Consider the following 15104-nt stretch of genomic DNA (forward strand, 5'->3'; position numbering starts at 1 on the left):
ACTGGCGCGGACCCAGCGTGCCTCTAAAATAGAGGCATGACTGAAAGTCTCATACTGCAGGTGTGGCAATCGAAAGACTCCACACAACTGCCGGCCTTGCTCGCCGAGGAGGCGACCTTCTCGAGCCCGGTCGCCGATTACCACGGCCGGGCCCGCGCGGCGCACCTGCTGGCCACGATCGCGACGGTGCTCGACTCGGTGCACCAGACCCGGCAGTGGACCGACGGGCAGCAGCGGATGTTCGCCTTCACCGCACGATTCGCCGACCAGGAACTCCAGGGGGTGCTGCGGGAAGAGCTCTCCGAGACCGGCAGCCTGACCCACGTGACACTGTTCCTGCGACCGTACCGAGCACTGCGCGCGGCCATCGCGGAAATGGCACGACGACTGGAAGATTCACCCCCGCCGCACGCGGCGTGACCGTGGCAACCGAAACGCCACGCCCGCCACGCCCGGGACGCCCGGTGCGCGGATCGACCACCGGGCGCCCGATCATGGCCCTGTTCGATCTGATCGGGCGGCGCTGGGTGCTGCGGGTGATCTGGGAACTCGATCGGGCCCCAGGCCCGCTCACCTTCCGCGAACTGCGCACCGCATGCGGCGACCTCTCCTCGAGCGTGCTGACCCGTCGGCTATCCGAGCTCACCGAGGCGCGCTTCGTCGAACACGAGCAGGGGTACCGGCTGACCCGCGCCGGGCGCACACTCGTCAAGCGGCTCGCACCGCTGACGCAGTGGGCGGCGGAGTGGCAAAACGACGATGGATGAGTCGACGCTCCGACCGAACGTACGCACATGCCGAGGGCCGAAACTTCCTGGCCGACACCGATCCCGCCGCGCGTCGCCATGGCCGGCAGTCGGGCGAATCCGGGGCCGGAGAGGAACATGACTGAGATATCTATCGCGTTGTGCGAAGCGGCTTTTCATGGCCTGTGCTAATGGAGTTGCCCACTGCTGACGCTGCGACCTGGGGTGGGCCGTCCTCGATGGCGCAACGAGTGCGTGACTTTGCCGGTGCGGGTGGTCGGTTCGACTTTCCCGTTGTGCGAAGAGGCGTTTTATGTCCTGTGCCGCTGGCCAATAACGTCGGATTCATGACGTGGAATTTTCAGTCGGCCGAAGAACTCGCGGCCGCTTTGGATGCTGGTGAAGTGACCTCGGTGGAACTGACCGAGGAGGCGATCGCGCGTATCGAGCGTGACGACAAGGTGATCAACGCGATCTGTGTACCGGATTTCGATAATGCGCGGGCCGCCGCGCGCGCTGCCGACCAGGCGCGCGCCCGCGGCGAGAACCGGCCGTTGCTCGGTATTCCGGTGACGGTCAAGGAGTCCTACAACATGGCAGGGCTGCCCACGACCTGGGGCATGGCTCAGTACAAGGATTATGTGCCGGCCGAGGACGCGGTACAGGTGTCGCGGTTGAAGGCGGCCGGCGCGGTGCTGCTCGGTAAGACCAATGTGCCGGTGATACTGCGAGATATCCAGAGCTTCAACGAGATCTACGGCACCACCAACAATCCGTGGGATCACGCCCGCACGTCGGGTGGGTCCTCCGGCGGTTCGGCGGCCGCCCTGGCGTCCGGATTCGGCGCGCTGTCCATCGGCTCCGACCTCGCCGGTTCGCTGCGCACCCCCGCGCATTTCTGCGGCATCTACGCACACAAGCCGACACTCGGACTGGCGCCGACCCGCGGCATGGTCGCGCCGCCCGCGCCGGCCTTGCCGATCGACCTCGACCTCGCCGTCGTCGGCCCGATGGCGCGCACCGCCCGCGACCTCACGCTCCTGCTCGACGTGATGGCCGGACCGGACCCGCTGACCCACGGCGTCGCCTATGACGTCGCACTGCCGCCCGCGCGCCACGAGCGGCTGTCGGACTTCCGTGTCCTGATCATCGAGGACCATCCGCTCATTCCGACCGGATCGGCGGTGCGGGCGGGGGTGAACCGGGTCGCCGAGGCGCTCGTCGACGAGGGCGCGCGCGTCGAACGGCGCAGTCCGCTGCTGCCCGATCCGACCGAAGCGGCGACGCTCTACATGCTGCTAATGCTGTCGAATGCCGCCACAAGTCTTTCCGTCGACGTGTACGAACAGCTGCAGACCCACGCCGCCGCCCTGAGCGCGGACGACCGGAGTCTCGATGCGGCGCGGCTGCGCGGCATGGTGCTCAGCCACCGCGACTGGGTCGAGGCGAACAACCGTCGCGAACTCCACCGCCACGGCTGGCGGCAACTCTTCGCCGAGTTCGATGCCGTGGTGTGCCCCATCACGCCGACACCGGCCTTCCCGCACGACCACAACGAGGATCTGGAGAACCGGCACATCGACATCGACGGCGTCGAGTACCCGTACTTCGACCAGCTCGTCTGGGCCGGTGTGGCCACCATGCCCGGCCTGCCCGCCACCGCCATCCCCACGGGCCGGTCCCCCGAAGGCCTGCCGGTGGGAGTGCAGCTCATCGGTCCGATGTTCGAGGACCGCACCCCATTACGGCTGGCCGAACTACTCGAGCAGAAGATCGGCGGCTTCCAGGCACCGAAGTAACCCACACCACCGGCTGCCCACCCAGGACGAAGCTCCCGCAGAAACGGCAACCGACCACGACGACCCGAGCATCGTTGCAGAAGTCAACATCCGCCACTACCACGGGGCGTTCTCGGCAACGCGCGGCATTGCCGCATATCGAGCGGTTCTCAGCTGCTCGCAGCCGTGAAGGCTGAGCTGGGTACCCGGTCGTCGATGGCCTGGTGTGGCCTGATCGTGTCGTAGATGACCCGGAATCGGTGAACATCCAGGTCCAGGGCATCGGCGTCGGCGATCACGCCACGAAACAGGTGCTCGTATTTCGGGTGCCGAGAACCGCTCGATCACACCGTTCGTCTGCGGTGACCGGACCCGGGTACGGACGTGTCGCAGTAGCGGGTCTGGTCCGGCGAACGCGGTCTTGAAGATCTCGCCGCGGAAGCATGGACCGTTGTCCGACACCGCAGTGATCGGCGTCTACTCGCTAGAGCGTTGTCTATGCGAACATATGTTCGTGTCCGAGTCTGCCCGCCCGAATTCGCCGCGTCCCCGACGGCCGCGGATCGAGGCGCGGGCCGAGGCGTCGATCCTGCATGCGGATCTCGACTCGTTCTATGCCTCCGTGGAACAGCGCGATAATCCGCGGCTGCGGGGGCGGCCGGTGATCGTCGGTGGTGGGGTTGTGCTGGCGGCCAGCTATGAGGCGAAGGCGTTCGGGGTGCGCACGCCGATGAATGGTGGTGCGGCGCTGCGACTTTGCCCGCATGCGATGGTGGTGCCGCCGCGGATGTCGGCCTATGCCGAGGCGAGTAAGGCCGTCTTCGAGATCTTCCACAACACCACGCCGATCGTCGAGGGCATTTCCATCGATGAGGCGTTTCTCGATGTGGGTGGGCTGCGCCGGATCGCGGGTGAACCCGTCGAGATCGGGCAGCGGTTGCGAGATGCGGTGCGCGAGCAGGTCGGGCTGCCGATCTCGGTCGGTATCGCGCGCACGAAATTCCTGGCCAAGGTGGCGAGCGCAGTCGCCAAACCGGATGGTTTGCGCCTGGTGCCGCCGGAACTCGAAGTCGATTTCCTGCATCCGCTGCCGGTCGAACGACTGTGGGGCGTCGGCGAGGTCACCTCTCGCACCCTGCGCGAACACGGGATCACCCGCATCGGACAACTCGCCGAACTCGGCGAATCATCGTTGCGCGCCATCCTCGGACCCGCCGCTGCCCGGCACCTGTACGCACTGTCGTGGGCGCGCGATCCGCGTCGCGTCGAAACCGGGGTCCGCCGCCGCTCCATCGGCGCGCAACGCGCACTCGGTCGTCGGTACCGACCGCCCGACGAGATCGAGGCCTATCTGCACGGCCTCACCGACCGTCTCGGCGCTCGGCTGCGCGCGGCCCACCGGGTGACCCGAACCGTGGTGCTACGCATGCGTTTCGACGATTTCACCCGCGCCACCCGCTCGCACACCCTGCCCGAGGCCACCGATCACACCGAGACCATCCGCTACGCCGCACGCACCTTGCTCAGCACCGCGATGCCCATGATCCAAGAGCGCGGCCTCACCCTGATCGGCTTGGCACTGACCAATCTCGAGAATGCCGACGCCGTCCAACTCACGCTGCCGTTGGAACCCCGGGCCACCAACACCCTCGATGCCACCCTCGACGACCTGCGCCGCCGCTTCGGCTCATCGGCCGTCACCCGAGCCGCCCTGATCGGCCGCGGCGAAGGTCTCTCGGTTCCGCTGCTGCCGGACTGATGCACTCGAACGCGACGGGTATCCTCCGTGCAGGCCGGTTCGGCGGGGGGTGACCATCGAACTTTCGGAAACCACGGATGAGCAGGCCGTTGCTATTGCCGTGCGCCCGAGGAGATTTCGATGCCATACGCCGTATTCGGTCTGATCACATTGGCCCTGTGGGTCTACTGCCTGGTCGACATCATCACCTGCCTCGACGCGGGGATCCGGAATCTACCGAAATCGGCGTGGCTCATCGTCGTCATCCTGGTGCCAACCGTGGGCGCGCTGTTGTGGCTGTTCGCGGGCCGACCCCTGCACGAAGGCGCGCCGCGTTCCACCACCCGCTACGCCGGATACGACCGCCCCGGCCGCTACGTCCCGCAGAACCCGGACGATGACGAAGCCTTCCTGCGCGGTCTGCGCGAACGCGCCGAGTCCCAGCGCCGCGAGGCCCGTCGCCAAGAGGAAGAGCGCCAGCGCGAGTTGGACCGCCGCCGCGAGCAGGGCGATCTGTAAGCCGCAGCGCTTGCGTGTCATGTCGTCGAGGGCGGCGCGTACCTGTGCACGGCGCCGATCCAGCGGCCGCTTTTCGGGTTACCTGCGTTAAAACTCGACTTCGGGCTGTTCAGGGGGTACAAGGCGCGGAAAGCCTACGTGGGAGCGGTTTACAGTTACGCGACTGAATTGATCGGCCGACAATGGAAAATGGTCGGCAAAAATCATAAGAAAAGGGACATAACGGATATAGGTCAGCGTATGTTTTCGAATTCGAGCAAGACGCTGACCCCGGAAAAACTCTTCGATAGCTAGAATCTTCCGATGCCGGGGTTCGGGTCAAAGGTCCCTTGTTGATGGACACGAATACGCGGACGATGGTTGCGTAGCACAAAATGTCCGAGGCGCTCGCTTCTCGCGCTTCCTTCGTCCGCACCTTCTGGCTACACCCCACATGAGAAGAGACAATCAGATGTTTACCAGAATCGCCGGTTCCGTCGGCGCAACCGTAATCGCACTGAGTCTCGGCGTCATTGGGGCATCCACCGCCTCCGCCAGTGAGACTTCCGCTACGCCCGTAGATGGCTCGATCGGCCTGTGCTTCACGATTCCTATGCCAGGATCAGCGAACTTGGTCTGGTGCCTCTGAATATATGGCGGCCCAGTGCGGCTCGTTTGCTTCTTCGCCGGAATCCGAAGCGACCACCATGGCGGTGGTCGCTTCGAGTCTCCGGGGTAGCGGGTATGACGGCAGTGAGCGCGCCTGCGGGGACGAGGTCGTTGTCGAAGCCACCTACCGCTGCGGTTTCGGCGGTCGAGCCGCAGCGCACCGATCGGCGGCATCGCGAAAATCTGCCCGCCCAGACGACCGATGCGAACGGGCAGCGAAGGCGTCTCGCGGTCCAGCTTCCAACGCTGGGTGGTGATATCGACCGAAATGCCCTGTCCGATAGGATCTTCCAGGAAGCGGTGGGCGCGGTGGGCGTCCTTGCCCCTTGGCATCGCAGAAGCGCGCCGCACCGCCGATCAGCGAGAACGCTTGGGGCGCTTATCCATCAGTCGCAGGATGAGGGGTGTGAAGATGAGTTGCATGGCCAATTCCATTTTGCCGCCGGGTACGACGATGCAGTTGGGGCGGGACATGAAGGAGTCGTGCAGCATGGACAGCAGATAGGGGAAGTCGATGACCTTGGGGTCGGCGAAGCGGATGACGACGAAACTTTCGTCAGCGGTGGGAATGGTTCTGGCGATGAAGGGATTCGAGGTATCGACAGTGGGGACGCGCTGGAAGTTGACGTAGGTGTGGGAGAATTGGGGGCAGATGTATTTCACGTAATCGGGCATGCGGCGTAGGATCGTATCGATCACGGCCTCACTGGAATAGCCGCGTTCGGTCTTGTCGCGGATGACCTTCTGGGTCCATTCGAGGTTGACGATCGGCACCACTCCGACCAGCAGATCGGCGTATTGTGCGACATTCACCGAATCAGTAACGGCGGCGCCGTGCAGTCCCTCGTAGAACAGCAGATCGCTGCCCGGTGTCAGATCTTCCCACGGCGTGAAGGTGCCTGCCGGTTGCCCATAGGGTTTGGCTTCCAACTCGTCGTGCAGATACTTGCGCACCGAACCCACGCCGGTCTCACCGTAATCCCGGAACAGCGTCTCGAGCTCTTTCAGCAAATTCGCCTCCTCACCGAAATGCGAAAAGGTGCGATTGTGGCTCTGCTCCGCCTCGGCCATCGCGAGCTTCATCTCGTTGCGGTCGTAGCGATGGAACGAATCCCCCTCCACGACCACAGCGTTGATGCCTTCGCGGCGGAATATCTCCTGAAAGGTCCGCGTGACACTGGTCGTGCCAGCACCGGAGGATCCGGTAATGGCGACAACGGGATGTTTGACCGACATGACATCTCCTCGACTCAGCGCCCGGACGGACGGAACAACGACCGCGACCCGAACAGTGAACTGTCGAAGCTGGGACCTGCTTCGGGCTCGCTGTGATAGCGCTCGATCCGCGCGACCTCATTGCGCGAACCGAAGATCAGCGGCACCTGCTGGTGCACCTGCTCCGGCACCACCTCCAGCACCCGATCACCGCCGGTGGTCGCCCAGCCTCCGGCCTGTTCGACGATGTAGGCGATCGGATTCGCGCCGTAGAGCAACGACACCCGCCCCGGTCGCCGAGTATCGTGCGGATACAGGTAGACCCCGCCGCGGGTCAGGATGTGGAAGGTGTCCGCCACCAAGGACGCGACCCAGCGCATATTGAAATCCCGCCCCCGCGGCCCGTCCACGCCATCGAGACATTCGTGGACATACCGCCGCACCGGCCCTTCCCAGAACCGCTCATTGGCGGCATTGATCGCGAATCCGGACGTGTCCTCTGGAATTCGCATCCGCGGATGAGTCAACACGAATGCCCCGATCTCCCGGTCCAGGGTGAATCCGTCGACACCACTGCCGGTGGTGAGCACCAGCATCGTCGCCGGTCCGTACAGCGTGAATCCCGCGCAGACCTGCCGCACGCCCGGCTGCAAAAAGTCCGCGGTGCTCGGCGCAGTGCTGTCCGATGCCCGCAGCACACTGAAAATCGTTCCGACAGGCAGGTTCACATCGATATTCGAGGATCCGTCCAATGGATCGAAGGCCAGTAGATATTTGCCGCGCCGGTGTATGTCCGGCACCGGATGGATATCGGTCATCTGCTCCGACAGCAGCGCCGACAGATGCCCCGTCCATTGGGTCTCGGCCACCATGATGTCATTGGCGATGGCGTCGAGTTTGCGGTGCACCGTCGGCGGCAGGTTATCGGGTTCGGAGGCGCCCAGTGAGCCGACAATGGCACCCCTGGTCACCTGGTTGGCGATGATTTTCGTCGCGGTCGCGACGACATTCACCAGAGCGGAGAATTCACCGGACGATCCGGGATGCCGGTGCTCCTCCTCGATCGTGTATCGGGTGAGGGTCTTCAGTCCTTCTGGCATGAGTTCTCGATCTCGTCACGCGGGGGCCCTTGCGGTCGGCCCATCCGGCTGCGGTCCTGCTGTGTCCGATCGGCGACGTTCCCGGGGCCCTGTGTGCTCATGCGAGCTACCGCCTCCGGGCCCGTCGCTCATGCCGTGGAATACACTGCTGCCGTAGACATCTGCGTCGGTCAGCGTGATCAGGTCGGTTTTGGTGAGCGGTCGCCGCAACTCGACCAACCGCTTGGCCTGCCGTAACCGGCAGCGGTCCAAGGCGTTGCGCACGCTGCGCGCATTGGAGAATCGGGGGCGGGTCATCCGCAGTGTGAGATATTCATCGAAGGCGGCGTATCCGGGATCGTCGAAGCGGAAATTGTCCCGTGCCACCATGAGTTCGGCGATACGTATCAACTGGTCGTGGGTGTAGTCGCTGAATTCCAGATGATGGGCCACCCGTGAAGACAACCCTGGATTGGCGGAGAAGAATCTGTCCATCCGATCCGGATAGCCCGCGAAGATCACCACCAGACTGGTGCGCTCGCTCTCCATCTCCTGCAGCAGGATTTCGATGACTTCCTGTCCATAATCGCGTTCGTTCTCCGGCCGGAACAGGTAGTAGGCCTCATCGATGAACAGCACTCCCCCGGCCGCCTTGGCCAGCGCCTCCTTGGTTTTGGGTGCGGTGTGTCCGATGAACTGGCCCACCAGGTCGTCACGAGTTACCGTGTGCACCTTGGGTTTACGGATATAGCCGAGTGCGTGCAGCATCTCGGCCATCCGCAGGGCGACGGTGGTCTTGCCGGTGCCGGGACCGCCGGTGAAGCTCATATGCATGGTCGGGCGGGATGCCTGCAGGCCGAAGCGCTGCCTGGCCCGATCGATCAGCAGCAGTGCCGCGATCTCACGCACCCGCCGCTTCACATTCGCCAGACCGACGAGTTCGGCATCGAGCCTGGTCAATACGTCCGCGACGTCATTGCCCGCGATATCGCTGGACAGATCCAGCACCGCGTCCTCGGCCAGCAGCTCTTCCGGCGGTGCGTCCGCGGGTACAGCTCGCACCGGCCTGCCGTCGTCTGCACCGGGCCGGTGCAATCGGAAACCGCTTGCCGCGCTCGACCTTTCAGCCACCATACCGAGCACCCGGCCGTTCGTCGGTGGCATACGAATGCAGACCGTAGGTCTGACGCCGGTCCGGCCCCTCGGTGCGGGTCAGCACGAATCCGGGCTCATCGACGGGACGCTGCACCAGAAAGCTCAGTGCGGTGGTCTGCCTGCCGTAGCGCGCGTCGTAGGCGAGAACCCGAATGTAATGCCGCGGAAAGGTACTGCGGCACGCGTCGATCTCGGCGAGCACGCCGTCGGGCTCATCCAGATCGAACAGCGGAAGTCCCCACATCTCCCAGTAGGCGTTGCGAGGATGCGGATCATCGGTGTATTCGATGGACACCGGCCAGTTGTTCAGCAAGGCGTAACGCACCTGGGCGGCGATTTCGGCGTCGGTGAGTTCGGGCAGATACGAGAACGTTCCGTGACGCAGATACATGTGCGGGTTCCTGTCGTTCAGCGGCTGGCCGTCGGAACGGCATCCGGCGCGTCGGTGGAGGTGTAGTCGAAGGTGACATCGCCCCAGGTCGAAAGCGCGACCTCGAGCGGGCGGCACATCTGCGCCGCCTTGCGCAGCACATCCGGACCTTCTTCGAGCAGATCGCGACCCTCATTGCGTGCCTTGACGACCGCCTCCAGCGCCACTCGGTTCGCCTCCGCCCCCGCGGCGATGCCGAGCGGATGGCCGATGGTGCCGCCGCCGAATTGCAAGATCACGTCATCGCCGAAAAGGTCGAGCAGCTGGTGCATCTGGCCAGCGTGAATGCCGCCGGAGGCCACCGGCATGACACCGCCCAGGCTGGCCCAATACTGGTCGAAGAAGATGCCGTTGCCGGGATTGGTCGGAATGTGGTTCTCCCGCAAGGTGTCGTAGAAGCCCCGGGTGGTCGCCGGATCACCCTCGAGCTTGCCGACCACGGTGCCCGCGTGCAGGTGATCGACGCCGATCAGCCGACACCACTTGGCCAGTACCCGGAAGCTCACGCCGTGGGTCTTCTGCCGCGTGTAGGTGGAGTGCCCGGCCCGATGCAGGTGCAGCAGCACGCCATTGCGCCGCGCCCAGTGCGACATCGACTGCATGGCAGTGAATCCCACCGTCAGATCCATCATGATCACGACGCTGCCCAGCTGCTTGGCGAACTCGGCACGCTCGTACATTTCCTCCATGGTCGCCGCGGTGACATTGAGGTAATGCCCCTTGATCTCACCGGTTTCGGCCATCGCGCGGTTGACGCCCTCCATGGCGAACAGATACCGGTCGCGCCAACGCATGAACGGCTGGGAGTTGATGTTCTCGTCGTCCTTGGTGAAATCCAGTCCGCCCTTGCATGCCTCGTAGATCACCCGGCCGTAGTTCCGCGCGGAGAGCCCGAGTTTCGGCTTCACCGTCGCACCGAGCAGCGGCCTGCCGTATTTGTTCAGGTACTCGCGTTCCATCACGGTGCCGTGCGGCGGGCCCTGGAAGGTTTTTACGTAGGCCACCGGAATCCGCATATCCTCCAGGCGCAATGCCAGCAGTGGCTTGAAGCCGAAGACATTCCCGATGATCGAGGAGGTGAGGTTGGTGATCGAGCCCTCTTCGAACAGGTCGAGGTCGTAGGCGATATAGGCGAAGTACTCGCCGGAGCGGCCGGGAACCTCATCGATGCGGTAGCACTTGGCCTGATAACGGTCGTGTGCGGTGAGACGGTCAGTCCATACGACAGTCCATGTGGCAGTGGATGATTCGCCCGCGACGGCGGCCGCGGCCTCGATCGGATCCACACCCTTCTGCGGGGTCACGCGGAAGACGGCCAGGACGTCGGTATCTTTGGGGACATAGTCCGGGGCGTAGTAGCCCATCGAAGCGTAGGAGTGGACACCCGGATCCCAGCGGTTGGGTTCGGTTTCGTCGGTCATCATTGCTCCGCTCGTTTTGCGGGTGATCCGCGCTCGGGATGAGTTGCGCGAGGCACCCGCGCCCGGGATATCGAGCAGGACACCTCGGCTCGGGTGTTGTGCGGGATGCTGCGCCTGAGACGTGGGGTGAACGCCTACTGAGTTCAAGGATGACGGCGTTGCCGATGACAAACAATTTGATTGTTCCTCGGAATACTCAACGGATTCATTGAGTTTGATACCGTCGGATTGTGGGCATGGTGAGTGCGACGAGGATGGAAACATTCCTGGCCGTGGCTCGACAGGGCAGCATTCGCCGCGCTGCGACCCAGCTGCACATCACCGAGGCCGCCGTTTCCGCGGCCGTCGCGCACATCGAAAAACAGCTCGGGGCAAAGCTCATCGCCAAGGCGGGGCGCGGTATCGCGCTCACCGAGGCCGGGCGGGTCTACTCCGAATATTGCCGCACCATCCTCGGCCTGATGAAAGAGGCCAATGCCGCGGTTCGCCGGGCCGAAACCGGCAAGTTGCGGATCGGTGTGGTCGCAACGGCGGGTGAGTATGTGCTGCTCGGGCCGCTGGCGTCATTCCGGAATCGCTATCCGGATATCGAACTGAGTCTGTCGGTGCACCCGCGCGACGTGTTGTTCCTCGAATTGCACCACCACGAAACCGATCTCGTCATCGCCGGGCGCCCGCCACGCGACACCGGGCTGGTCATCCGCGCCCGACGGCCCAGTCAGCTCGTCGTCGTCGGCGCGCCCGGCTGCCCCGATCCGCTGCGCAGCACCTGGCTGCTACGTGGCCGCGGCTCCGGCACCCGCGACGCCACCCTCAGCCTCATCGATCACCTGGAAATCTCCCCGCCCACCCTCACCCTCGGCAGCCACGGTGCCGTCCTGGCCGCCGCCCGTGAAGGTTTGGGCGTGACCCTCATTCACACCGACGCATTGGCCCAAGACTTGGAATCCGGTCTGCTGCATGTTCTTCCGGTCGACGGCACCCCCATGGACCGTCCATGGCACGCCGTCACCACTCGCACTCCTACCCCGACCGCCCGCCTGTTTCTCACCCATCTGCTCGATCCAACCGAAGTGGGCGCGCGCGCCTTCCACCCCGGCTAGCGCCGCGGCCGGATAGCTCCTGCCGTATCGAGCCGTGGCTCGGGGGTTACGTCGAACGCAGTCGAATGGTGGTCGCCCACGCCGGATCGACCGCTACATCACTGCGTTCGCCGAGCAGCCGAAGCGGGTGGCGCACAAGCTATCTGGAACCCCGGGCGGTGGAGTCCGGGGGCACGGCACCCGGACTCCACCCGACTGGCGATCACAATGATCGCGCAGGTTGTCGGCGGTGAATTCGCCGCTGTAATGATTCTGAACCGAATACCGGCTCAGCAGCAGGTTTCGCTGTTACAAGCCCGTGAATATCATTGGTCCGATTTCTCGGCCGCAATTCTATCGGATGCCCCGCGAGGGACCCTGCCCCGGCAGAGGGGCACCGCTGTGCCAGACTGGCGCGCATGGCTGGTGGGGAAGCATTGATTTCGAATGTGTCCGATACCGCGCGCTGGGTGGCCGCCTATCGCGCGATGGAGACCGCGCGCGCGGATGCGCTCTTCCGCGATCCGCTCGCCGAACGCCTGGCCGGTGCGCGCGGATATGCCATGGTGGCGGCCGCGTCGCGGATGATGCGCAACGGCTGGCCGGTGGTCACCCGAACCAAAATCATCGACGACCTGATCGCGACTGCTATCGCCGAGGGCTGCGACCGCGTGCTCAATCTCGCCGCCGGACTCGACACCCGACCCTACCGCCTCGCTCTGCCCGACGATTTCGTCTGGGTGGAGGCCGATCTGCCCGCGCTCACCGCGGAGAAGGAGGCCGCCCTAGCGGATGAGAACCCGCACTGTGCGCTGATCCGCCGTAGTGTCGACCTGGCCGATCCGGCCGCGCTCGCGACCTTCCTGGACTGGGCACTCGGCCCTCTCGGGCCCGAAAATACTCCCGCCACAAAGGCTTTGGTGCTCACCGAAGGTCTGCTGATGTATCTGGCGGAGGAGACGGTCCGCACCATTGCCGCCGCCCTCTCTCGGCCGGAGATCCGCTGGTGGGTCATGGACGTCACCGTGGCGATGCACCGCATGCGCTCGGGTTCGATGTTCGAGAACGCACCCCTTATCTTCGAACCTCGCAACGGCGTCGCCTACTTCGAGGATCTCGGCTGGCGTCCGCGCGAAGTCGAGCATCTGCTCGTGCACGCCCGCAAACTCGACCGCGCTCCCTGGTACCTGCGCCCGTTCACCTTTCTCCCCCAGCCCGACCCACGCAAACCCGGACGCAACCCCTGGTCCGGCATCGTCCGCTTCCAGCGCGACTAGTGCCCGCGCCCGGGTCTACTTCGTTTTCATCCCGACAGCCGCAACTGCGCTGGTTCGGCAGTTGATCGAAAAAGGATGGCCGCCGCCCGCGTGGCCGAGCTGACGTTCCAGTCCATCGCCGTCGCCAACGGCTACCACTAGACTGCGAAGGACGGTTCCGGGTCAGAACTGGCTGTGTTGGGAGTCGAAGGTGAGGATGCGGCCACCGAGCAGGATCTGCGCACCGGCGACCAGCATGGTGAGCTGGTTCGGCATGGCGCGGATCCAATCCTGGTGGCCGGGCATGCGGATGTAGGTGCCGTTGGCCGAACCCTGATCGACCACGGCGACATCCCATTCGACGAGCCGAACCTCCACATGCGCCCGTGACATCGCCCCCGAACTGTCCGGCAACCGGATCGGTCGCGCGCCGCGTCGCACCGCCTCGGCGTGTTCGGGTTCTCGTCCGAGGACGATGTCGTTATCGAGTACGAACGACGTCCCGTCATCGAGCATCAACAATCCCAGCGGAGGTCGCACTCCCTCGGTCAACACACAGGTCAGTTGATCCATCCGAATCCCACATGCCGCGCAGAACGACACCCGCGGATCGTTCAGATGCTGCCGCGAGCACATGAACCCCCGAACGACCGCCCTACCGTTGTCGCCGACCCCATTCGGCGACACTTCCGGCACGCCGATCTCGGACCGCGTGCCCTTCCGCAGACCAACTCGCCGCCGTTCTCCGACGCTCGATACCGCATTCCTCGGCGCCAGATTTCGCATGCCCATCGCGGACGCGCGCTCCCATGGCGCCGCCTTTCCCGCCGAACCGCCCCCGATCGGCGGCCGCACCGCACCGCCTTCCAGCCGGGGCTCGACTTGGCCTTGCGAACTGATCGCCACCGGACCGATAACTTCGACCGGTTGACTCGCGAATTCGTGCCGGTCGGCATCCTCGACCTGCGGCACTGCTGCCACACCGTCCACCGATGCGACGGCCTGAAGCACTCCATCTCGCACCGAGTCGACCTCAGGAGAGCTCCGCACCGCCGGCGCACGACCCGACACAGGCACCCCGACCCACAACACCGCCCCGGCACCGGGCACCGTTCCATCACCGAGTCCGGCGATCCCGCGGCGGGGCAGCGCCGACTCGGTCATCCCGTCTTCGTCCACGAACAGCCCGATCCCGATCTCGGGTGCCGGGATCACCACGCGGTCGACCGTGAATCCGGCGTCCCTGCCGCGCAATATTTCGGTGCGATCCGAGCTCTCCAGCACCGCGGTCACCCCGCCGTGCAGGAATAGCGCCACGCCGGTCGCGCTCGGGGTGATCACGCCGAATTCCACGTGGTCCTCGTCGTCGAGACTCATCAACCACGTGGTGGCACGTCGTGCGAACAGGCGTCCGCTGCGCGGTAACTCCGCGGCACCGGCCTCGCGCACCAGCACGAGCAGGGCCGCCATCGTCCGCGCCGCAGGCGATTCGGCGTCGGCGGCAATGTCCGAACGGTGCGCGACGATCAGCACAACGCCGCCATCGTTCGCGATCAGATGTGTACCTCCCGGCAGCACCTCGAGCTGCGGACTCACAGAAATCGCCCACCCTGGAACCGCCACCGATGGAACACCACCCGCAGCGGCCCGTTCACGATGAGCCAGAACACGATCCACGTCACGATGAACTGGATGAGGAATGCCGTCAGCGACGGATGCAACGCACGCGGCAGCACAATGGTGGTGTGGTCTACGAGGACCCACATCAGCGCCGCCTCGTTGATCACCGTCCAGAAGCCGAACAGCGTGGGCCAGTCCTTCTCCCACCGGAATTGCTGCAGAAAGTGGTAGAGCAATTCCCACAGTACGCCGATGAGCACGGTCGCCAGCAACACCGACAACGTCACCCGATAGGCATTGCCCAGTGACAGCGGTCCGGTCGGCAGAACCGGTGTAATGATCGCCGTGACCAGCAATCCGATAATGCCGAGCGCGAGTATGCGGGTCTGGATCCGCCCGTTCAAGGTAAGCAGCATC

Annotated in this window: 14 protein-coding genes; 7 read left to right on the top strand and 7 right to left on the bottom strand. The window is 64.7% G+C overall.

Going from position 1 to position 15104, the window contains the following annotated elements:
- Nucleotides 1-36: 36 nt before the first annotated feature.
- The 5 genes from ACQP2U_RS21045 to ACQP2U_RS21065 all read left to right on the top strand — a co-directional run bounded on the left by ACQP2U_RS21045 (nucleotide 37) and on the right by ACQP2U_RS21065 (nucleotide 4781).
- Nucleotides 37-420, top strand: coding sequence for a hypothetical protein (locus tag ACQP2U_RS21045; RefSeq protein ID WP_433716230.1), 384 nt, complete (start codon nucleotides 37-39; stop codon nucleotides 418-420).
- 2 nt (nucleotides 421-422) lie between these two features.
- Nucleotides 423-767 (top strand): winged helix-turn-helix transcriptional regulator, encoded by a 345-nt coding sequence (locus ACQP2U_RS21050; RefSeq protein ID WP_433716231.1) that lies wholly within the window; start codon nucleotides 423-425, stop codon nucleotides 765-767.
- A 326-nt stretch (nucleotides 768-1093) separates the two neighbouring features.
- Nucleotides 1094-2545 (top strand): amidase, encoded by a 1452-nt coding sequence (locus tag ACQP2U_RS21055; protein ID WP_433716232.1) that lies wholly within the window; start codon nucleotides 1094-1096, stop codon nucleotides 2543-2545.
- A gap of 487 nt (nucleotides 2546-3032) precedes the next feature.
- A complete protein-coding gene (gene dinB, locus ACQP2U_RS21060; protein ID WP_433716540.1) occupies nucleotides 3033-4283 on the top strand; it encodes a DNA polymerase IV in 1251 nt (416 codons plus the stop codon).
- A gap of 120 nt (nucleotides 4284-4403) precedes the next feature.
- Nucleotides 4404-4781, top strand: a complete 378-nt coding sequence (locus ACQP2U_RS21065) for a PLD nuclease N-terminal domain-containing protein (protein WP_433716233.1) — start codon at nucleotides 4404-4406, stop codon at nucleotides 4779-4781.
- A 1005-nt stretch (nucleotides 4782-5786) separates the two neighbouring features.
- Here ACQP2U_RS21065 and ACQP2U_RS21070 read toward each other — a convergent pair.
- The 5 genes from ACQP2U_RS21070 to ACQP2U_RS21090 all read right to left on the bottom strand — a co-directional run bounded on the left by ACQP2U_RS21070 (nucleotide 5787) and on the right by ACQP2U_RS21090 (nucleotide 10732).
- A complete protein-coding gene (locus tag ACQP2U_RS21070) occupies nucleotides 5787-6665 on the bottom strand; it encodes a phosphoribulokinase (protein WP_364356518.1) in 879 nt (292 codons plus the stop codon).
- A 14-nt stretch (nucleotides 6666-6679) separates the two neighbouring features.
- A complete protein-coding gene (locus ACQP2U_RS21075) occupies nucleotides 6680-7744 on the bottom strand; it encodes a class 1 fructose-bisphosphatase (RefSeq protein ID WP_433716234.1) in 1065 nt (354 codons plus the stop codon).
- Between the two features lie 15 nt (nucleotides 7745-7759).
- On the bottom strand, nucleotides 7760-8785 hold the full coding sequence (locus tag ACQP2U_RS21080; RefSeq protein ID WP_433716235.1) for an AAA family ATPase: 1026 nt from the start codon (nucleotides 8783-8785) through the stop codon (nucleotides 7760-7762).
- 61 nt (nucleotides 8786-8846) lie between these two features.
- Nucleotides 8847-9269 carry a ribulose bisphosphate carboxylase small subunit gene (locus tag ACQP2U_RS21085; RefSeq protein ID WP_397029826.1) on the bottom strand — a complete coding sequence of 141 codons (423 nt, stop codon included), beginning with the start codon at nucleotides 9267-9269 and terminating at the stop codon, nucleotides 8847-8849.
- 17 nt (nucleotides 9270-9286) lie between these two features.
- Nucleotides 9287-10732: a form I ribulose bisphosphate carboxylase large subunit gene (locus ACQP2U_RS21090; protein ID WP_433716236.1), complete on the bottom strand. Its 1446-nt coding sequence runs from the start codon at nucleotides 10730-10732 to the stop codon at nucleotides 9287-9289.
- A gap of 233 nt (nucleotides 10733-10965) precedes the next feature.
- Between ACQP2U_RS21090 and ACQP2U_RS21095 the strand changes: the two genes are divergently transcribed.
- Entirely contained in the window at nucleotides 10966-11832 is an 867-nt protein-coding gene (locus tag ACQP2U_RS21095) for a LysR family transcriptional regulator (protein WP_433716237.1), read from the top strand.
- 398 nt (nucleotides 11833-12230) lie between these two features.
- Nucleotides 12231-13088: a class I SAM-dependent methyltransferase gene (locus ACQP2U_RS21100; RefSeq protein ID WP_433716238.1), complete on the top strand. Its 858-nt coding sequence runs from the start codon at nucleotides 12231-12233 to the stop codon at nucleotides 13086-13088.
- Nucleotides 13089-13250: 162 nt separating this feature from the next.
- On the opposite strand, the gene ACQP2U_RS21105 is transcribed toward ACQP2U_RS21100, so the two are convergent.
- Both ACQP2U_RS21105 and ACQP2U_RS21110 read right to left on the bottom strand, forming a co-directional pair.
- Nucleotides 13251-14663, bottom strand: coding sequence for a hypothetical protein (locus ACQP2U_RS21105; protein ID WP_433716239.1), 1413 nt, complete (start codon nucleotides 14661-14663; stop codon nucleotides 13251-13253).
- Nucleotides 14660-15103: a hypothetical protein gene (locus ACQP2U_RS21110; protein WP_433716240.1), complete on the bottom strand. Its 444-nt coding sequence runs from the start codon at nucleotides 15101-15103 to the stop codon at nucleotides 14660-14662. The genes ACQP2U_RS21105 and ACQP2U_RS21110 overlap by 4 nt, the downstream gene beginning before the upstream one ends.
- Nucleotide 15104: the final 1 nt, after the last annotated feature.

It is taken from the genome of Nocardia sp. CA-084685 (genome assembly GCF_050955785.1).
Lineage (GTDB): Bacteria > Actinomycetota > Actinomycetes > Mycobacteriales > Mycobacteriaceae > Nocardia.